The organism is Micromonospora sp. NPDC023814 (genome assembly GCF_040639595.1).
In the GTDB taxonomy this organism is placed as follows: Bacteria; Actinomycetota; Actinomycetes; order Mycobacteriales; family Micromonosporaceae; genus Micromonospora.
This window is the reverse complement of record NZ_JBFAAF010000009.1, coordinates 1-19,461: the sequence shown is the minus strand read 5'-3', so window position 1 is coordinate 19,461 and position 19,461 is coordinate 1. Positions and strand designations below refer to the sequence as shown.

Below are 19,461 nucleotides of genomic sequence, written 5' to 3'. Positions count from 1 at the left end.
CCGCAATGTCCATCTTGCGGGGGATTTCAGCCGGTCTGGCGTGACGTACCCTGTTACCCCTCGTTGCCCCCGGTGTCAACCATCCACACCATGGGGGAATTACATGAGCAAGACCTCTACGCCGCGCAGACGGGGCGGCATCTACGCACGGCTGGCAGCGCTGACGCTGCTGGCCGGTGCCCTGTTGCTCGCGGGCGGCTCGCCGGCCGCCGCCGTATCGACGATCAACATCAACCCGGGGAACGTGCCGACGACGGCGGCGCAGGTCACCCAGAACTGCGACCCCAACCTCGGCGGCGGGCCCTTCGCGAACGAGGACGTGTGGGTCTTCAACCTGCCGGGCAACCCGAACACCAGTGGCACCTTCCTGACGGTCACCGCGACGTTCAGCACACCGACCGGCAACGTCACGCGGACGATCCCCACCGACCCGAACAGCGCCATCGTCAACAACATGGGCACCAGCAAGGCGTGGATCCGGACCCCGGCCGGCTGGACGCTCACCGGCGCCACCGCGACGATTTCCGGAACCGCGGACTTCTTCGTGCTCAGCCACACCTGCGCGGCGTCGAACCCGCGGGTGAACCCGAAGCTGCACCTGACCAAGACCGGATCCCCGGCCAAGGACGTCAAGGCCGGTGACGTGATCACCTACACCTACACGGTGACGAACCAGAGCACGGGCACGACCGACCCGATCACCGGAATCACCATCGACGACGACACGGTCACCGGCATCACCTGCGAGGACACGTCGCTCGCGCCGGGGGAGAGCACCACCTGTACCGGCACGTACACCGTCAAGAAGAGCGACGTGAAGACCGGCAAGATCGTCAACACCGCGCAGGCGCTCGGGAAGTTCGGCGAGCAGACGGTGCCGTCCAATGAGGCCACGTTCACCGTGACCACCAAGCCCGCGCCGCCGAAGCAGGTCAGCCTGTCGATCGACAAGAAGGCCCGGGTCGAGTCGGACTGCAGCAAGAAGTGTGAGAAGGACGGCTACGCCGCCAAGGGCGACAAGATCTTCTACACCTACCGGGTCGCCAACACCGGCACCGTCACCATCACCAACGTCGGCGTCAACGACCCGACCGCCGGCCAGGTGGTCTGTAACAGCACCACGCTGGCGCCGGGCACGAGCACCGACTGCCACGCCGTCAAGCCGCACGTGGTGGACAAGGCCGACGTCAAGCGCGGGAAGGTCGTCAACACGGCCCGGGCGACCGGCACCTTCTACGGCAAGGCCGTGGTCTCCGACCCGGTCACCGTCACCGTCTGCATCCGGGGCGGCAAGTACGACCACCGGCACGACAAGCACGACGGCAAGCACGACTGGAAGCACGACGGCAAGCACGACAAGGAGCTGCCGGTCACCGGCGACAACTCCGCCGTGGCCCTCTCCCTGGGTGGTGGCCTGCTGGCCGCCGGCGGTCTCCTGATCGGGGCCAGCCGGATCCGCCGTAAGGCGGGCCTCCAGATCTGATCGGTACGGCAGGCACTCCGGGCACCGGCATCCGGTGCCCGGAGTTTCCTGTCTGCACCACGGCCGGGACGGACGAGGATCCTCGGGCCCGCTACCCCTGCTTGGCTCTCTGCCGTGCGGCCTCGTACAGCACGACAGTTCCGGCTGCCGCTGCGTTCAGCGAACTGGCGGCACCGACGATGGGGATACGGACCATCCGGTCACTCGCCTCCTGCCAGCCGGCGCTGAGTCCGTGTGTCTCGTTGCCAACGAGAAGGAGTGTGGGGCGCGTCAGGTCATGCTCCGCGACATCCACCTCGCCATGCTCGTCCGTGCCGACGATCTGAACCTGTGGAAGGCCGGGCGCACGCACTGCGGCCACCCAATCGAGAACTTCCCGATGGCTGGAGACTCGCACGACTGGGAGGGCGAACAAGGATCCCGTGCTGGCCCGGACTGCCTTCGGATCGTAAGGGTCAGCTGCATGGCCGGTAATGATTACACCCGAGGCCCCGAAGGCGTCTGCGGAACGGATCAGAGTGCCGATGTTGCCCGGGGTCTTCGGGCGATCGAAGACCACGACAAGCATCTTCGGCCCGACCGGAATGCGACCCAGGCTGTCCTCGGGCTGCGCCACCACAGCCAGCAACTCGGGCGCCTCTTCCTCCTTGCCGCCAAGTTCATGCATCAGCTCGGGTGCGAGAGCTACGCGAGTGGTCGAGACCTGATCGAGGAGATCCCGACACCACCGGGACAGAACCTGCCGGTCGGGGTAGAGGAGAGCCCGAATCTCCCATCCCTGTTCCAGGGCCAAGGTGATCGGTCGCACCCCTTGCACCAGGAACTCCCGCAAACGCCGGCGCTTGTTGCGATTGGTCAGCAGCGCCTGCCACTGCTGGAAACTCGCGTTCCGAGTGGTGATCTTCAAGGTCTTCGCCACGGAGCCGATTCAACACCATCCGCCTGCCCACGGATCGTTGCCGACTGCTCGCGCCAAAGCCGCCATGGCCACCCGTGGGCCGGTAGCCGTGGTGTTCACACGATCACCAGGGGCGCGAGACGCAACCAGAGATCTCCCGTACCCGGCTTTCGGCGGACAAAGCCGAGGCGGAGGCCGAGCTGTGGATCCCGGTGGAGCCGGTCAGCCGCTGATCTCGGCCAGGACGCGACGCTGGAAGGCCCGTGCCTCCGGCCCGCTCGGCGGCGGCCCGCCCGCCCGCGCGGCGATCGATCGCGCGATCAGGTCGGCGGGCCCGCCGTCGCGGGCCGTCGGATCGGCGGCCGGGCCGACGGCGGGGTCGGCCGGCCAGCCGCCGGCGGTCGGGTCCGCCGGCCAGCCGTCGGCGATCAGCCGGCGGCCGGCGTCGGCCTTCGACAGCCAGACGCCGTGGCGGACCTTCACCAGGGACCGGCACGCGCCGAGCACCGCGTCCTCGGCCCCGGGGGCGGGACCGTCGCCCGGCGGGGTCGGCAGGGCCAGCCACCAGCGCAGCGCGTCGGTCAGCAGGCGGCGCAGGTCGGCGGGGGAGAGGTCGGCGAAGGTCTCGGCGGCCGGCGGCCCGAGCAGGGCGTGCCCGCACTGGTGCAGGATGCTGCGATCCAGGCCGTACCAGAACAGGCCGTCCCCGGCCGGCCGGTCGGCGGCGGCCCAGGTGGCCCGGAACGCCATCCGCGCGCCGGTGTTCAGCTCGACCTCGAACCCGGGCTCCGGCGTGCCGGAGGCGGCGACCGCCCGGCGGTAGACGACCAGTTCCAGCCCGCGGGCGGGGCACGGCAGGGCCTCGTGCCGCAGCCGCGCCACCAGCTCCTGCCTGCGCGCCAGGTCGAGGGCGTCCGCGCAGACCAGCGCCACGTCGACGTCGCTGCGCCCCGGCTGGTACGCGCCCAGCCCCACCGAGCCGGCCGCGTACGCCCCGACGAGGGCGTCGCCGAGGACGTCGCGGGCGGCGGCGACCAGGTCGGCGAGGTAGCGGCGCAGGGCCGGGTCGAGGTCACTCATCGGACTCGGTCCACACCGTGCCGGCGGGCAGGAACCAGGCGGCCTGCTCGGCGCCGAGGGCGTACGCGAGGACCAGCCGGGCGTGCCGGTCCAGTTCGGGCAGCCGGTGCGGCGGGAACCACTCCACGGACACCGACTCGTCGTCGTTGACCCGGGCGGTGCCGGTCAGCAGCCGGCATTCGAAGCCGAGGTTCAGGTATTCGCAGCGGTCGCCGTTGGGATAGGTGTGCGGGTGGGTGAGGACGCTGCTCAGCCGCACCGGCTCCACGTGCAGGCCGGTCTCCTCCCGCACCTCGCGGACCACGGCCGTGGCCGGCTGCTCGCCGGGCTCGACGACGCCGCTGACCACCGACCAGCGCCCGTCGTCGGCGCGCTTGCCGAGCAGCAGCTCGCCGGCGTCGTTGCGGACCACCGCGCTCACGCTCGGCAGCCAGAGCAGGCTGTGGCCGACGTGCTCCCGGATCCTCAGGATGTAGTCCGATGCGCCCACCCGGCGACCCTAACCCGCCCGCCGGCCGGCGGCCCGCCCCGCGTCACCCCGCCCAGCTGATCTCCCGGGCGACCCGGGCGTACTCCTTCGCCAGCTCGGCGTCGATGCGCGCCATCCGCTCCTGGGTGAGCACCACCGCCGCCTCGTGCGCGGGCCGGCTCTCCAGCATCCGCCGCCGCAGCCCGGCGGGCGGGTGCGAGGAGAAGAGCGACACCTCGTCGCGGACGGAGAGCTGGCGCAGCAGCGGCAGCCGGTCCTCGACCGCCGCGCGGGCCTCGGCCGCCGCCGTCCGCCACCGGTCCGCGCCGTGCCCGGCCCGCGACTCCCGGCGTACGGCGCGCGCCGTCGACTCCATCGCGAGCATCACGTCCAGCAGGCCCACCGCGCCCGTCGTCCCGGCAGCCCGGGCGGACATCTCGTCGGCCAGGTACTCGGCGCGCTGGCTGTCCCGCAGCGCGATGCTGACCAGGACCAGGTGCGCGCCGAACAGCAGCCGGGACAGCACCCAGCCGAACGCCTTGCCCAGCGCCTCGCCGACCATCTCCACCAGACCGCCGGAGGACACGGTGTCCACCGGGCGGACCAGGTCCGCCGCCGAGCCGAGCATGGTGAAGGCGGGCTGGCTGAGCAACATCCGGCGGGGGTCGCCGTTGACGAAGTGACCCAGCTCGTGGCCGAGCAGCGCCACCCGCTCCTGCGGGCCGAGCACGCCGAAGTACGGCAGCCCCAGGCAGAGCACCCGCCGCCTGCGCACCCCGACCAGACCCGCGTACGCGTTCAGGTCGCCGTCCACCCCGACGACGTCCGGGACGGGCGCGCCCACCGCCGCCGCCACCTCGTCGACGAGGGCGTGCAGCTCCGGCGCCCGCTCCCGGGTGAGCACCTCCAGGTCCGGGTCGAGCCGGCCGAACCGGGGCCGCAGCGCGACGGCCAGGCCGAGCAGCGCCACGCCGAGCAGGACGGACAGGCTCGGGAAGGGGAACGCCACGAGCAGCCAGACCCCGGTGACCGCGAGCGCGACCACCGCGCCGATCAGCACCAGCGACGCCGCCGCGGTCAGCAGCGCGGCGCCACCCCGCCCGTTCGCGCCGAGCGGGCGCCCGACCAGGCGGGCGTACTGGCCGCGGGTCATCCGGAACGCGAGCCGGTAGGTCCACCGGTCCACCCACGCCCAGCCGAACTCGCGGTCACGCCGCCGGCCATCGTACGCGTCGAGGTTCCACTCGCAGCCGGCGCACCAGGGGACGGCCCCGGCCAGCGAAACCGTGGCGGCGCCGCATCCGGGGCACGTCCGCGTGCCGGACGTCGTGTCGATCACGACGCCCGATCCTGCCGACGGTCACCGTCCACGGGAACCGGCTGTTCAGCCGATGCCCGCCCCGGGTGCCGTCGGGCGGCGGCGTCGACCGCACCTGCGGCGTGCGGGCCGGTCAGTCCGGGCAGGACAGCCGTTCGAGGGCGGCCGGGCCGGCCTCGGCGTGCACGACCTGCGCGAAGCAGGCCGACGCGTCGGCCCGCTGCCAGCCGAAGACGGACGCCGCCGTCTTGGTCACCCGGACCCGGAACACCAGCCGGACCGCCGGGGCGGACGCCGGCCCGTCGCCGCGTACCGTCAGCACCTCGACCCCGGCCACCGAGCCGGCCGCCTGCCGCAGCGTCGACTCCCCTGCCCCGGGGTCGGCGAGCAGCCGCGCGCGGGCGAGCTGCGCGGTCGCGGTCACCTCCCGCTCCGCCCGCTGCTCCAGCCGCTGCTGCGACCGGTCCCGCAGCAGCGGCAGCCCGGCGACCACCCCGATCACGGCCAGCACGGCCGCCAGCGCCGCGACGGCCAGCCCGCGCCGCAGCCACACCGATTTTCCTCCCCCGCGTCGCACCGGGGGATTGTGCGACACCGGCGCGCCCCGCGGCTGCCCCGTCGGGCCCCCGCCGGGCGGGCCCGGAGGGCCCGGACGCCGTGTTTTCGCAGTTCCCGCCCCTGCGTCCGGAACCACGTCTACTGTGGAGAACGTCGGCGACTTGTGGTGTTCCGGTGGCGGCCGGGTGGTTCGCGGTGCACAGTGATCCCATGAGCGACAGCGGAAGCGGTGCGCACTACTACTGGTGCACCCGACACCACCGGGTCGAGACCGATGCCGACGTGTGCCCCGCCAAGCACGTTCTCGGGCCGTACGCCTCAGCCGCCGACGCGGAGAACGCCCTGCAGTTGGTGCGGGAGCGCAACGAAGCGTGGGACGCCGAGGACGCCCGCTGGGCCGGGGAGGACAGATAGGCGGCGCGGGACGGCCCGCGTCGAGGTACCCCGTGCTCCGCGAGGGCGAGAGCACGTCCCCAAGGAGGGAACCGAGATGGCCGAAGCACAGCAGGCCACCACCCGCCCGGCCGCCAGACGTACGCCCGCCAGGAAGACCGCCGCGGCGGAGCGTTCCGCGGGCGCGACCCGGACCGCGCGGCCGACCACCGCGGCGAAGAAGGCGCCGGCCAGCAAGGCCGCCGGCGGCGCCGGGCGGGCCCCCGCGAAGAAGACCACCGCAGCGAAGAAGACGACGGCCACCGCGGTGAAGAAGGCCCCCGCGAAGAAGGCGGCGACGAAGGCCGCCACCACGGCGAAGAAGACCACGGCCGCCGCGAAGAAGACCACGGCTGTCGCGGCGAAGAAGGCGCCCGCCGCGGCGAAGCGGACGACGGCGGCGGCGAAGCGGACGACGGCCGCGGCGAAGAAGGCCCCCGCGAAGAAGGCCCCCGCGAAGAAGGCGGCGACGAAGGCCACCACCGCGGCGAAGAAGACCACCGCGCCGGCGAAGAAGGCTCCCGCCAGGACGGGCGCCGCCGCCCGCAAGGTCACCTCGGCGGCGAAGAAGACCGCCACGACGGCGGCGAAGAAGACCGCGACGGCGGCGAAGGCCCCGGCCAGGAAGGCCCCCGCCGCGAAGACGACGCCGGCCCGCAAGACGGCCGCGACCCGGCCCACCGGCGGCGCCCGCAAGGCGGCGGCGAAGAAGGCCCCGGCGAGGAAGGCGACCGCGACGTCGTCGGCCACCACCCGCAAGGTGGCCGCGAAGAAGGCCCCGACGACCACCGTCGTCAAGGCGCCGGTCACGAAGGTCACCGCCCGCAAGGCGCCGGCCCGGGCCACCGCCGCCCGCGTCACCGCCGCCCGGGCCACCGCGCCCCGCGCCGGGCGGGCGGGCGCGCGCAAGGCGACCGGCTGATCCCGGCGTCGCGGCTCCCGGCGCGCGCCGGGAAGCGGATCACCCGCCACACTGTCAGGATTGACCCCGTGGTGATCCGACGCGTACTCGCGCCCCGCATCGACTTCGGCGCGCTGCGCCGCGAGCTGGGACTGCCCGAGGGTTTCCCGGCCGCGGCGCAGCGCGAGGCCGACGACGCGGCGGCGGCGCCGCCCCGGCCGGCCGTCGACCGCACCGACATCCCGTTCGTCACCGTCGACCCCGCCGGCTCGCGCGATCTCGACCAGGCGATGCACCTCGCCCGCCGCGCCGGCGGCGGCTACCGGGTGACGTACGCGATCGCCGACGTGGCCGCGCACGTGCGCCCCGGCGGCGCGCTGGAGGAGGAGACCTGGCGGCGCGGGCAGACCGTCTACCTGCCCGACGGGACCGTGCCGCTGCACCCCGAGACCCTCAGCGAGGGCGCGGCGAGCCTCCTGCCGGCCGTCGACCGCGCCGCCGTGGTGTGGACCGTCGACCTCGACGCCGGCGGCGGCACCGTCGGGGTCGCGCTGGAGCGGGCGTTGGTCCGCAGTCGGGCCCAGCTGGACTACGTCGGCGTCCAGGCGGCCGCCGACGCCGGCCGGCTGCCCGACCCGATCGCCCTGCTGCCCGAGATCGGGGCCCTGCTCACCGCCCGCGGCCTGCGCCGGGGCGCGATCAACCTGCCCCTGCCCGAGCAGGACGTGGAGGCCGACGGCGACGGCTGGCGGCTGGTGCTGCGCGGGCCGGTGCCGATGGAGGAGCACAACGCCCAGATCTCCCTGCTGACCGGGATGGCCGCCGCCGACATCATGCTGGCCGGGCGGGTCGGCCTGCTGCGCACGATGCCGGCGCCGAAGCCCGAGGCGGTGGCGCGGCTGCGGGCCGCCGCCGCCCCGCTCGGCGTGCACTGGCCCGACGGGGCCGGCCCCGGCGAGGTGATCGCCGGGCTGGACCCGTCGCAGTCCCGGGCGGCGGCCTTCGTCGACCAGGCGGCCGAGCTGATGCGCGGCGCCGCGTACACGGCCTTCGACGGCGCGCCGCCGGAGCAGCGGGAGCACGGCGGGGTTGCGGCAGCGTACGCCCATGTCACCGCGCCGTTGCGGCGCCTGGCCGACCGGTACGCCACGGAGGTCTGCCTGGCCCTGCACGAGGGCCGCCCGGTGCCCGACTGGGCCCGCGCGGCGCTGCCCCGGCTGCCCGAGGTGATGGCCGCCACCGACCGGACGGCCTCGGCGGCCACCCGGGGCGCGATCGAGCTGGCCGAGGCGGTGCTGCTCCAGCACCGGGTGGGGGAGACCTTCGACGCGGCGGTGCTGGACGTCGACACGGCCCCGGACGGCCGGGCTCGCCCGGGTCGCCGGCCCGGCGGCACGGTGGCGCTGGACGACCCGCCGGTGCGGGCCCGCTGCCTGGGCGAGCTGCCGCTGGGGGAGCGGGTCCGGGTCCGGCTGGTCACCGCCGACCCGGTCGCCCGCTCGGTCGCCTTCGAGCGGGCCTGACGCCGCCTGCCCGCCGCCCCTGCCTGCCGCCTGTCCGTTCGCGCGCCGGCCGCCGCCTGTCCGTTCGCGCGCCGCGTGCGCGCCGGCCACCGCCTGCCCGGCGGTCGCCGCCACCCGCCTCGCGCGGCCGTCGGCGTGGGGGCGGCAGCGGGGTTTGTCACAGTGCCGGCCGCTGCTGCCGCCGGGCGGGGTTTGCGAGGATGGCCGCATGGCTTACGACGCGAGCACCCTGCCCGACGTGTCCGGGCTGACCGTCGGCATCATCGGCGGCACCGGCGACCAGGGGCGGGGCCTCGCCTACCGGTTCGCCCGGGCCGGCCAGACGGTGCTGATCGGCTCCCGGTCCGCCGAGCGGGCCGCGCAGTCCGCCGAGGAGATCGCGGCGCTGCCGGGCGTCCCGGCCGGGGCCGAGGTCGCCGGTGCCGGCAACGAGGAGGTGGCCCGGCTCAGCGACGTGGTCGTCATCGCGGTGCCGTGGGACGGGCACGCCGCCACCGTCGCCGCGCTCGCCGAGCCCCTCGCCGGCAAGATCGTCATCGACTGCGTCAACCCGCTCGGCTTCGACAAGCAGGGCCCGTACGCGCTCGCGGTGCCGGAGGGCAGCGCCGTCCAGCAGGCCGCCGGGCTGCTGCCCGACTCCCGGGTCTGCGCCGCCTTCAACCACGTCAGCGCGCCGCTGCTGGCCGATCCGGAGATCGACCGGATCGACCTCGACGTGCTGATCTGCACCGAGGACCGGGAGTTGGTCGGCGTGGTCGCCGCGCTCGCCGCCCGGATCCCCGGCATGCGCGGCGTCTACGCCGGTCGGCTGCGCAACGCCCACCAGATCGAGGCGTTCACCGCCAACCTGATCGCCATCAACAAGCGCTACAAGGCGCACGCGGGCATCCGGGTCACCGACCTCTGACACCGGGCGGGGCGGGGCCGCCTCGCCGGGGTCGCGAAGCGGTGTCGGGTCTGCCCGGGCGGTGACCCTCCACTGTGCCCCTGATGCCGGCCGGGCTCTGCGCGGCCGGCTCCCGGCGCCGGCTGAGGGGACCGTCCGGCCACCCGCCCGGCCCGACCCGGCACGGTCCGGCGGCGCACGGCGCCGCCGAACCGGCTGACCGGCGTCAGAAGGTGTGCTCGGCGGCGGGGAACTCGCCGCCGCGGACCTCGTCGGCGAAGCGCCGGGTCGCGTCGGCGAGGGTCCCGGCCAGGTCGGCGTAGCGCTTCACGAAACGGGGCGCCTTGCCGGCGCGCAGGCCGGCCATGTCCTGCCAGACCAGCACCTGGGCGTCGGTGTCCGGGCCGGCGCCGATGCCGACGGTCGGGATCGGCAGCTCCGCCGTGATCCGCTTGGCCACCTCGCCGGGCACCATCTCCAGCACCACGGCGAACGCGCCCGCCTCGGCCACGGCACGGGCGTCGGCGATCACGTCGTCGGCCGCGTCGCCGCGCCCCTGGACCCGGTAGCCGCCGATGGCGTGCTCGCTCTGCGGGGTGAAACCGATGTGCGCCATTACCGGGATACCGGCACCGGTGATCGCGGCGATCTGCGCCGCGCAGCGCCGGCCGCCCTCCAGCTTCACCGCGTGGCAGCCGCCCTCCTTCATGAACCGCACCGCCGTGCGCAGCGCCTGCGTCGGGCCCTCCTCGTACGAGCCGAACGGCAGGTCGCCGACGACCAGCGCGTGCCGGGTCGCCCGGACCACCGCGCGGACCAGCGGCAGCAGCTCCTCGGCGGTCACCGGCACCGTCGTCTCGTAGCCGAAGACGTTGTTCGCCGCCGAGTCGCCGACCAGCAGCACCGGGATGCCGGCCTGGTCGAAGATCGAGGCGGTGTACTGGTCGTACGAGGTGAGCATCGGCCACCGCTCGCCGCGCTCCTTGGCGGCGATCAGGTCGCGGGTGCGGACCCGCCGGGTGGCCGGGCCGCCGTAGAGGGCGGTCACCTCGGACGGGGTGGACTCCACCATGACTCTCTCCTTCCTCGAGGCCGCGTACGCGGTCCCCGGGTTCCGCCGCGATCGTCGCACCACCCGACCGGCCGGCGGCAGAGCTCAGTGGAGGATGTCACTCCCGGGCCGACGCCGGCCCGGGAGTGGGGACGGCTCAGCCGTCCTCGCGCCACCGGTTCGTGATCGGCAGCCGGCGGTCCCGCCCGAACGCCTTCATCGAGATCTTCGTGCCCGGCGCGGACTGCCGCCGCTTGTACTCGGCGGTATCCACCATCCGCAGCACCCGGTCGACGACGGCCGGGTCGTGGCCGGACGCGACCAGCCCGTCGCGGCCGAGGTCGCCGTCGACGTAGCCGATCAGGATCGGGTCGAGCACGTCGTAGTCCGGCAGCGTGTCGCTGTCCAACTGGCCCGGGCTCAGCTCGGCGCTCGGCGGCTTGCCGATCGAGCTCTCCGGGATCGGCGGGGTCTCGTCCCGGCGGGCGGCGTCGGCGTTGCGCCACTTCGCGAGCCGCCAGATCAGCGTCTTCCAGACGTCCTTGACGGGGTTGAAGCCGCCGACCGAGTCGCCGTAGAGGGTGGAGTAGCCGACCGCCAGCTCGCTCTTGTTGCCGGTGGTCAGCACCAGGTGGCCCTCCTGGTTCGACAGCGCCATGAGGATCACCCCGCGGACCCGCGCCTGGAGGTTCTCCACGGACACGCCGGAGAGCGACATGTTCGCCAGGAAGGTGTCCACCATCGGCTGGATCGGCTCGACCCGGTAGTCCAGCCCGGTGCGCTTCGCCAGCTCCGCCGCGTCCTCCCGGCTGTGCTCCGAGGAGTGCTGGCTGGGCAGCGACACGCCGACCACCCGGTCGGGCCCGAGCGCGTCGACGGCCAGCGCGGCCACCACCGCCGAGTCGATGCCGCCGGAGAGGCCGAGCACCACCGACGGGAACCGGTTCTTGTTGACGTAGTCGCGCAGGCCGAGCACGAGCGCCTGCCACACCTCGGCCTCGTCGGCCACGGGGGCGATGGTGCCGCCGGTGGCGACGGGCCCGCCGGCCGGCGGCGGGACGGCGTCGACCGTGGCGCGGACCACCCGCATCTCGTCGGCCAGCGCCTGGTCGGGGTCGGTCGGCTCCCCGGCCGGCGGCAGCTCGACGTCGTGCACCAGCAGGTGCTCGACGAACTGCGGGGCCCGGGTGAGCAGCGTGCCGTCGGCGGTCACGATCATCGAGTCGCCCTCGAAGACCAGCTCGTCCTGGCCGCCGACCATGTTGACGTACGCGATGGTCGCCCCGGCCTCGGCGGCCCGGCGGCGCACCAGCGGCAGCCGGATGTCGTCCTTGTTCAGCTCGTACGGCGAGCCGTTGATGTTCAGGACCAGGCCGACGCCGGCCTGGCGGGCGGCGGCGAACGGGCCGCCGGCCTGCCACAGGTCCTCGCAGATGGTCAGCGCCACGTCCACCCCGCCGACCCTGACGACGGTCAGCGCGTCGCCGGGGACGAAGTAGCGGTCCTCGTCGAAGACCCCGTAGTTGGGCAGGTGGTGCTTGAAGTAGGTGGCCACGACGCCGCCCCGGTACAGCAGGGCGGCCGCGTTGCGGGCGCCGTGACCCGGCTCCGCGTCGGTGCTGACCTGCGGCGGGCCGTCGGCGTCCAGGTAGCCGACCAGCACCGGCAGCTCGCCCAGCCCGTCCGCGGCGAGGTCGGTGGCGAGCCGCTCCAGCGCGGCCTTCGACGCGGCGACGAAGGACCGCCGGAAGACCAGGTCCTCGACCGGATAGCCGGTCAGCATCATCTCCGGGAACGCGACGAGCTGGGCGCCGGCGTCGGCGGCGCGGCGGGTCCAGTCGCGGACCAGGCCGGCGTTGCCGGCGAGGTCGCCGACGGTCGGGTTGACCTGGCACAGGGCGAGACGCAGGGTGGGCATGCCCTCATCTTGCCCCAGCCGTCCGGGCCCGACACGCTGGGCGGGGCGAGACGGCGGCCACCGCCGCAGGGCGCTACCGGACGGCGGCGGCGGGCCCGTCGGCGACGCGACGACGACGGCCCGTCCCGTCGGGCGGCGGTCGGCCGGTCGGGCGGCGGTCGGCCGGTCGGGCGGGAGCCGCGGACAGGGCGGGACGCGTGCCGGCCGGTCGCGTAACGTCGGCGTAACGAGGCGGGTGGAGACTGGTCGGTCAGGCCGGGTCACCCCCGGTCGAAGGCGGACAACAGTGTCGCGAGGGGTGGAAGTGGACCGTCAGCAGGAGTTCGTCCTCCGTACGCTGGAAGAGCGGGACATCCGGTTCGTCCGGCTGTGGTTCACGGACGTGCTGGGCACGCTCAAGAGCGTGTCGGTGGCCCCCGCCGAGCTGGAGGCGGCCTTCGAGGAGGGCATCGGGTTCGACGGCTCGGCGATCGAGGGCTTCGCCCGGGTGTTCGAGTCCGACATGGTGGCCATGCCGGACCCCACGACCTTCCAGGTCTTCCCGTTCGAGGGCGGGGTCAGCGGCGAGAGCGCCCGGATGTTCTGCGACATCCTGCTGCCCGACGGCGGCCCCTCCTGGGCCGACCCCCGGCACGTGCTGCGCCGGGCGCTGTCCAAGGCGGCCGAGAAGGGCTTCACCTTCTACACCCACCCCGAGATCGAGTTCTTCCTGCTGGAGAACGGCCCGATGGACGGCTCGGTGCCGATCCCGGTGGACACCGGCGGCTACTTCGAGCACACCACCCACGCGGTGGCCCGCGACTTCCGCCGGCAGGCGGTGCTGGCGCTGGAGCGGATCGGCATCTCGGTGGAGTTCAGCCACCACGAGGTCGCCCCCGGCCAGCAGGAGATCGACCTGCGCTACGCCGACGCGCTGACCACCGCCGACAACATCATGACCTTCCGGCACGTGGTGAAGGAGGTCGCCCTCTCCACCGGAGTGCAGGCCACCTTCATGCCGAAGCCCTTCACCGACCAGCCCGGCAGCGGCATGCACACCCACCTGTCGCTCTTCGAGGGGGAACGCAACGCGTTCCACGACGCCGGCGACCCGATGAAGCTGTCCAAGGTGGCCCGCGCGTTCATCGCCGGCCTGCTGGTGCACGCCCGGGAGTACACGGCCGTCACGAACCAGTGGGTCAACTCCTACAAGCGGCTCTTCCCGCAGGCGCTGCCGGACCGGGTCACCGAGAGCCCCGCGTACGTCTGCTGGGGTCACCTCAACCGGTCGGCGCTGGTCCGGGTCCCCGCCTACGGCAAGCCGAACTCGGCCCGGGTCGAGGTCCGCTCGCCCGACTCGGCGGCCAACCCCTACCTGGCCTTCGCGGTGCTGCTCGGCGCCGGGATGAAGGGCATCGAGGAGGGCTACGAGCTGCCTCCGGGCGCCGAGGACGACGTCTGGTCGCTGACCAGCGCCGAGCGGCGGGCGATGGGCTACGAGCCGCTGCCGGAGAACCTGGCCGAGGCGATCGACGTGATGGCCGGCTCCGAGCTGGTCGCCGAGGTGCTCGGCGAGCACGTCTTCGACTTCTTCCTGCGCAACAAGCGGGCCGAGTGGGAGCAGTACCGCCGCGAGGTCACCCCCTACGAGCGGCAGCGCTACCTGTCGCTGTAGGGCGGGGGCTGCCGCCGCTGGCGTACTGCCGCTATCGTCTCGATCACCGCGCCGGCACCCCCGCCGGGCGCAGAGGTCGGGGAGGCAGTCGGTGCTGGAGGATCTGCTCAGCGGTGCCTGGCAGAGCGTCGTGTTCGGGGTCGTCGGGGTGGCCCTGATGGCGGCCGGGTTCGGGCTGGTCGACGTGCTCACCCCCGGCAAGCTGCGGGAGTTGATCTGGGTGCGGCGCAACGGCAACGCCGCGCTGCTGCTCGCCGCCAACCAGCTCGGCATCGCCGGGATCGTGTTCACCGCGATCCTGACCAGCTACAGCGACTTCGCCAAGGGGTTGGCCTCGACGGTCCTCTTCGGCCTGATCGGGCTGGCCATCATGGCGCTGGCGTTCTTCGTGCTGGACCTGCTCACCCCGGGCAAGCTCGGCGAGATCATCTGCTCCGACGAGCCGCACCCGGCGGCCCGCGTCAGCGCCGCCACCCACTTCGGCGCCGCCCTGATCGTCTGCGCCTGCATCGCCTGAGCCGGTCCGCCCCGCGCTCCGTCGGAGCGGAGCGGCCCCGCTCCGCTGCGTGACCACGGTCGGCGGGCACCGCGACAACTGGGCCCGCGGGCGGAACGGTCGCGTCGCACCCCCGTCGTAGGTTGCGGGGGTGAACCGGACGGACCGTCTCTATGCCCTGGTGGAGGAGCTGCGCGCCGTGTCGCCCCGGCCGCGCAGCGCCCGCTGGCTCGCCGAGCGCTTCGAGGTGAGCACCCGCACCATCGAGCGTGACATCGGCGCCCTCCAGGAATCGGGCGTGCCGATCTGGGCCGAGCCGGGCCGCACCGGGGGCTACGCGCTCGACCGGGCGCGCACCCTGCCGCCGGTCAACCTCACCCCCGCAGAGGCCGTCGCCCTGGCGGTGGCGCTGCACCGCATGCGCGGCACGCCGTTCGGCACCGCGGCCGGCACCGCGCTGCGCAAGGTGCTCGCCGTGATGCCGGCCGCCGACGCCGCCGAGGCCCACCGGCTGGCCGCGCGGGTGCACCTGATCGGCGACGGGCCGGTCACGCCCGTCCCGGCCGGGGTCGCCGACGCCGTACGCGCACGGCGCGTGCTGCGCATCCGCTACGCCGACCGGGCGGGCGCCGGCTCGCTGCGCGACGTGGAGCCGCTCGGCTTCCTCGGCAACCCCCGGCACTGGTACCTGCTGGCCTGGTGCCGGCTGCGCGGCGGCATCCGGGCCTTCCGCACCGACCGGATCACCTCGGTGACCACCCTCGGCGAGCGGATCCCCGAGCGTGAGCTGGCCGTCGACGACCTCGACATCCCGCACGACCGGATCCACCGGCTCAGCCTGGTCTGAAACGGGGCAGCGCTGCCCTCCCGCGCACGGCATCCTGTCCCTCTTGGACACGTCCGCAGGAGGTCACCGCGTGCCCGACGCGCTCAGCTACGCCGACGCCGTTCGCCTGCTGGGCGGGGAGAGGAGCCGCCTCGTCGACTGGTTCGACAAGCTGACCGGGGGAGCGCTGCTGGCCGCCGCGGCGCCGGTGCCGGCGCTGCTGGGGATCTTCGACGCGAAGGCGGAGTTCGTCCGGCTCGGCCACGAGCTGGTGCGCGGTGTGTCGGAGAAGCGCTCGGGGCTGTCCCGGTACGCCCGAACGCAGCGGCTGGAGGCGGCACACGCGGTGATCACCGTGACCGCGTTCTTCGAGGCGCTGAGCGACGTCGACCTGCCGATGGACGTCGGCCGGGCGCAGATCACCAAGGCCGAACAACTGGGGCTCGCCGGTGCCGTCACGATCAACGTCAAGCCCCTCGTCGAGGCGTACTTCACCACCGGGGCGCCGGTCCCCGGCCCGCACCTGCCCTACCTGGCGCTCCAGCAGGCGGTGCGGGTCTTCCACGAACGCCTCGCCGCCCAGCTCGTGCACTTCCTCCAGGCTCTGCACGTGTGGGAGGCGGCGCCCGAGTCGCTGTGGCGGAAGACCGAGCGGGCGTTGCGGAAGCTGCCCGACGTTGCCGCGAAGCGGTACCGGGACCTGCTGATCCGCCTCGCGGCGGACTTCTCCGAAGTCGCCTTCTGGCTCGGCCTGCACGAGCACGAGGCAACCCGGAACGAGGTGCGGTCGCTCACCGCGGGGCTGGCGGAGCTGCGCGAGGCACTCGCGGCCATCTCCAGCGGCGGGCCGCCTGACGAGCGACGGGCCGGGCTGGCCAGATCACATGCCGGTCTGCTGGACGCCCCGATCGTCGATTCCGGGGAGGTGCCCCCGGGGCTGCGGGTGCCGACGCTCGGCGAGGCGTACGTCTCGCCGCGGTACCGCCTGGCAACGCTCGGCATCGACGCCCGACCGAGCGACGAGGCGTGGTGGGACAGCCAGGACGTCCGCGAGGACCTCTCCCGATTCCTCACCGGCCACCTCACCTCACCGGGCGCCACCCGGGCGCCGCTGCTGGTGCTGGGCCAGCCCGGCTCGGGCAAGTCGGTGCTGACCCGCGTCGTCGCCGCGCACCTCCCGGCGGCCGACTTCCTGGTGGTCCGGGTGGTGCTCCGCGACGTCTACGCGGCCGGTGACCTCCAGGACCAGATCGAGGAGGCGGTCCGCGACGACACCGGGGAACGGCTCGACTGGCCGGTGCTGGCGCGCGCGGCGGGCGACGCGCTCCCGGTCGTGCTGCTGGACGGGTTCGACGAGCTGCTCCAGGCGACCGGGGTCAGCCAGACCGACTACCTGCGGCGGGTGGCCGCGTTCCAGCGCCGCGAGGCCGACCAGGGGCGGCCGGTCGCGGTGCTGGTCACCAGCCGCACCAGCGTGGCCGATCGCGCCCAGCCGCCACCCGGCACCGTCGCGGTCCGGCTGGAGCCCTTCGACGAGGCACGGGTCGGGGCCTGGGTGGACACCTGGAATCGGGTCAACGCCGACGCCTTCCCGGCGCTCGGCGTGCGTCCGCTGGACCGGGCGACGGTGCTGTCGCACCGTGAGCTGGCGGGGCAGCCGTTGCTGCTGTTGATGCTGGCGCTCTACGACGTCGAGGGCAACGCCCTGCGGCACGCCGGGGAACTGCGCCGGGGCGAGCTCTACGAGCGGCTGCTGCGTCGCTTCGCCCGCCGGGAGGTGGTCAAGCAGCGCGACGGCCTGCCGGACCGCGAGCTGGACCAGGCGGTCGAGGAGGAGCTGCGCCGACTGGCCGTGGTCGCGTTCGCGATGTTCAACCGGGGCGCTCAGTGGGTCACCTCGACCGAACTGGACGCCGACCTGGCCGCGCTGCCGCTGGGCGGGGTGGCGCCGGGCGAGCGTGCGGGACTTCGGTCCCCGCTGGCCGCGGCCGAGGTGGTGCTCGGCCGGTTCTTCTTCATCCACCGGTCCCGGGCCTTCCTCGACGAGGGCCGGCGCGAGACGTACGAGTTCCTCCACGCCACCTTCGGCGAGTACCTGGTGGCCCGGCTCACCGCGCAGGTGGTGGACGACCTCGTCGCACGGGACGCCGCCGCCCGCCTCTCCTGGGGCGGCGAGCCGGTCGACGACGACCTGCTGCACGCCCTGCTCTCGTACGGCGTGTTGAGCACCCGGGTCACCGTGCTCGCCTTCCTCGGCGAGTGGCTGGCCGGGCAGGACGCCGCGCACCGGGCCGCCTGGGCGAACCTGCTGCTACGGCTGTTCCGGGCCCTCCCGTACGTCGCCGGTGCCCGCCGGTTCGACGACTATCGCCCGCGACGGCTGCGGGTGCCCGCTCGGTACGCCACCTACAGCGCCAACCTGCTGGTGCTCGCCCTGACCGCCGACGGCTCGGTGACCGGTCGGGAGCTGTTCCCGGAGGCCGTCGACCCGGTGGCCGGGTGGCGGGCCCAGGTGGGGCTCTGGCGCGCCCAGCTCGACCCCGGGGAGTGGGACAGCCTCAGCGACCTGTTGGCGCTGGAACGCCTCGGCGACGGCGTGGACCGGGACGTCCGGATCTGGTGCGACGACCGATTCGCCGCGCCGCCCGACCTGGACGTGCTGTGGTCCCTCGGTCTCCCGCCGCAACGGGCGCTGACCAACGGTCTGCCGCGCGAGCTGCTCGGCCGAATGCGGCGTGCCGCCCACCTGACCTGCGATGTCGACGCCGCCGTGGTCGTGCACGCCCTGGAACCGATGTTCGACAGGCTCCCGACGGCGGTCGCCGCGTTCCACGACCCGGACGGCAGCGCCTTCACCTCCGCGGCCCGCGCGCTGCTCGACGCCTGGCTCCTGCCGTTGCGTCCGGCCACCCGGCAGCAGCGGGAGGACGTGTACCTGCGCGGCGTGCGACTGGTGAGCGGCCTGGCGGGCATGGTCCCCGACTGGGACCGCGCCGCGTTCCTGCGGCTCGTGCTCGACCGGGTCGCCGCCGACCGCGAGGCGTCCGCCGAGATGGTCGCCGACGTGCTGTCCGAGTGCGACACCGAGCTGCTTCAGGACCGCGAGGTGACCGCCGCCCTGCTGCGCTGCGTGCGGGGCGTCCTGGGGGTGGTTGACCGGGCTGACGTGGGCCTCGCCCAGACGTTCGACTACATCCTCGACGCGCAGCTGCTGGCCGAGGAGTGGCTCGACGACATCGCCGCGGAGGTGCTGGTTCGCCTGCACGAGCAGCGCGTGGCGACGCTGTCGGTCTCGGCCGGACAGTTCGCCGACTTCGACCGCCGGTACGGCAAGCGGCGGCCGGATCTCGTGCCACGGCTGCGCCCGCTGGTGTGGAATCCGGCCGAACTGCCGGAGAAACACCGACAGGACGGTGTCGCGGGCGGGGCCGAGGCTTTCTCCTGACGGCGCCGGTCGACCGGCCGGCGCGGGGAACGGGAGGCCACACATGACCATCAGCAACGCCGTCACCTGGTTCGAGATCGGCGCCGAGCGGCCGGACGAGGCCCAGCGGTTCTACGGCGACCTGTTCGGCTGGAGCTTCACCGAGGAGGGCACGGCTGAAGCGCCGTACCGGACGACCGAGGGTGGCGTCGGTGCGGGGATCAGCGGAGCGATCCGGGGCACCGGCGGGGCGGGCCCCGACTACGCCATCTTCTACGTGCAGGTGGCCGACGTGGCCGACGCCTGCCGGCGCGCGGAGGCGGCCGGCGGCAAGGTGCTGGTGCCGCTGAAGTCCACCGACAACGGGCTCACCTTCGCCCACCTGGCGGACCCGGCCGGCAACCACGTCGGCGTCTTCGCCCCGCCACCGGGCGCCTGAGCCGCCGCAGTGGCGTGCGCCGCCCGCGATGGCGTGCGCCGCCCGCGATGGCGTGCGCCGCCCGCGATGGCGTGCGCCGCCCGCGATGGCGTGCGCCGCCCGCGA

General features: G+C 74.1%; 17 protein-coding genes. 10 read left to right on the top strand and 7 right to left on the bottom strand.

The annotated features are described in order from the left end of the window. The first annotated feature begins 103 nt into the window (after positions 1-103). Positions 104-1,483 (top strand): LPXTG cell wall anchor domain-containing protein, encoded by a 1,380-nt coding sequence (locus AB0G14_RS06850; protein WP_357694509.1) that lies wholly within the window; start codon positions 104-106, stop codon positions 1,481-1,483. 91 nt (positions 1,484-1,574) lie between these two features. Here AB0G14_RS06850 and AB0G14_RS06845 read toward each other — a convergent pair whose 3' ends face one another. From AB0G14_RS06845 to AB0G14_RS06825, 5 genes are all read right to left on the bottom strand, one after another. Further along, complete coding sequence (locus tag AB0G14_RS06845) at positions 1,575-2,402, bottom strand: TrmH family RNA methyltransferase (protein ID WP_357694507.1); 828 nt, start codon at positions 2,400-2,402, stop codon at positions 1,575-1,577. A gap of 201 nt (positions 2,403-2,603) precedes the next feature. After that, positions 2,604-3,461, bottom strand: a complete 858-nt coding sequence (locus tag AB0G14_RS06840) for a nucleotidyltransferase domain-containing protein (RefSeq protein WP_357694505.1) — start codon at positions 3,459-3,461, stop codon at positions 2,604-2,606. Further along, positions 3,454-3,951: an NUDIX domain-containing protein gene (locus AB0G14_RS06835; protein ID WP_357694503.1), complete on the bottom strand. Its 498-nt coding sequence runs from the start codon at positions 3,949-3,951 to the stop codon at positions 3,454-3,456. Before AB0G14_RS06835 ends, AB0G14_RS06840 begins: the two co-directional genes overlap by 8 nt. A gap of 43 nt (positions 3,952-3,994) precedes the next feature. After that, positions 3,995-5,269: a M48 family metallopeptidase gene (locus tag AB0G14_RS06830; protein WP_357694502.1), complete on the bottom strand. Its 1,275-nt coding sequence runs from the start codon at positions 5,267-5,269 to the stop codon at positions 3,995-3,997. Between the two features lie 112 nt (positions 5,270-5,381). Beyond that, complete coding sequence (locus AB0G14_RS06825; RefSeq protein ID WP_357694500.1) at positions 5,382-5,801, bottom strand: hypothetical protein; 420 nt, start codon at positions 5,799-5,801, stop codon at positions 5,382-5,384. Between the two features lie 215 nt (positions 5,802-6,016). Here AB0G14_RS06825 and AB0G14_RS06820 point away from each other — a divergent pair, with 215 nt between their 5' ends. From AB0G14_RS06820 to npdG, 4 genes are all read left to right on the top strand, one after another. Further along, the gene (locus tag AB0G14_RS06820; protein ID WP_350707829.1) at positions 6,017-6,220 is read left to right on the top strand and encodes a hypothetical protein; all 204 of its coding nucleotides are present in this window, start codon (positions 6,017-6,019) and stop codon (positions 6,218-6,220) included. Positions 6,221-6,296: 76 nt separating this feature from the next. Beyond that, positions 6,297-7,160 (top strand): histone, encoded by an 864-nt coding sequence (locus AB0G14_RS06815; protein ID WP_357694498.1) that lies wholly within the window; start codon positions 6,297-6,299, stop codon positions 7,158-7,160. Positions 7,161-7,228: 68 nt separating this feature from the next. Continuing rightward, on the top strand, positions 7,229-8,662 hold the full coding sequence (locus tag AB0G14_RS06810; RefSeq protein WP_357694497.1) for an RNB domain-containing ribonuclease: 1,434 nt from the start codon (positions 7,229-7,231) through the stop codon (positions 8,660-8,662). A gap of 208 nt (positions 8,663-8,870) precedes the next feature. Continuing rightward, entirely contained in the window at positions 8,871-9,569 is a 699-nt protein-coding gene (gene npdG, locus AB0G14_RS06805; protein WP_357694496.1) for an NADPH-dependent F420 reductase, read from the top strand. 205 nt (positions 9,570-9,774) lie between these two features. Here the strand turns inward: npdG and panB are convergent, their stop codons facing one another. Then, the gene (panB, locus tag AB0G14_RS06800) at positions 9,775-10,620 is read right to left on the bottom strand and encodes a 3-methyl-2-oxobutanoate hydroxymethyltransferase (protein WP_357694494.1); all 846 of its coding nucleotides are present in this window, start codon (positions 10,618-10,620) and stop codon (positions 9,775-9,777) included. A gap of 136 nt (positions 10,621-10,756) precedes the next feature. After that, complete coding sequence (locus AB0G14_RS06795; RefSeq protein WP_357694492.1) at positions 10,757-12,517, bottom strand: NAD+ synthase; 1,761 nt, start codon at positions 12,515-12,517, stop codon at positions 10,757-10,759. Positions 12,518-12,821: 304 nt separating this feature from the next. Between AB0G14_RS06795 and glnA the strand changes: the two genes are divergently transcribed. The 5 genes from glnA to AB0G14_RS06770 all read left to right on the top strand — a co-directional run bounded on the left by glnA (position 12,822) and on the right by AB0G14_RS06770 (position 19,356). Next, on the top strand, positions 12,822-14,171 hold the full coding sequence (glnA, locus tag AB0G14_RS06790) for a type I glutamate--ammonia ligase (RefSeq protein ID WP_350707837.1): 1,350 nt from the start codon (positions 12,822-12,824) through the stop codon (positions 14,169-14,171). Positions 14,172-14,262: 91 nt separating this feature from the next. Beyond that, positions 14,263-14,688 (top strand): DUF350 domain-containing protein, encoded by a 426-nt coding sequence (locus AB0G14_RS06785; protein WP_357694490.1) that lies wholly within the window; start codon positions 14,263-14,265, stop codon positions 14,686-14,688. Positions 14,689-14,818: 130 nt separating this feature from the next. Beyond that, positions 14,819-15,514 (top strand): WYL domain-containing protein, encoded by a 696-nt coding sequence (locus tag AB0G14_RS06780; RefSeq protein ID WP_357694488.1) that lies wholly within the window; start codon positions 14,819-14,821, stop codon positions 15,512-15,514. 70 nt (positions 15,515-15,584) lie between these two features. After that, positions 15,585-18,938, top strand: coding sequence for a hypothetical protein (locus AB0G14_RS06775; RefSeq protein ID WP_357694486.1), 3,354 nt, complete (start codon positions 15,585-15,587; stop codon positions 18,936-18,938). Between the two features lie 43 nt (positions 18,939-18,981). Continuing rightward, entirely contained in the window at positions 18,982-19,356 is a 375-nt protein-coding gene (locus AB0G14_RS06770) for a VOC family protein (protein WP_357694484.1), read from the top strand. Positions 19,357-19,461: the final 105 nt, after the last annotated feature.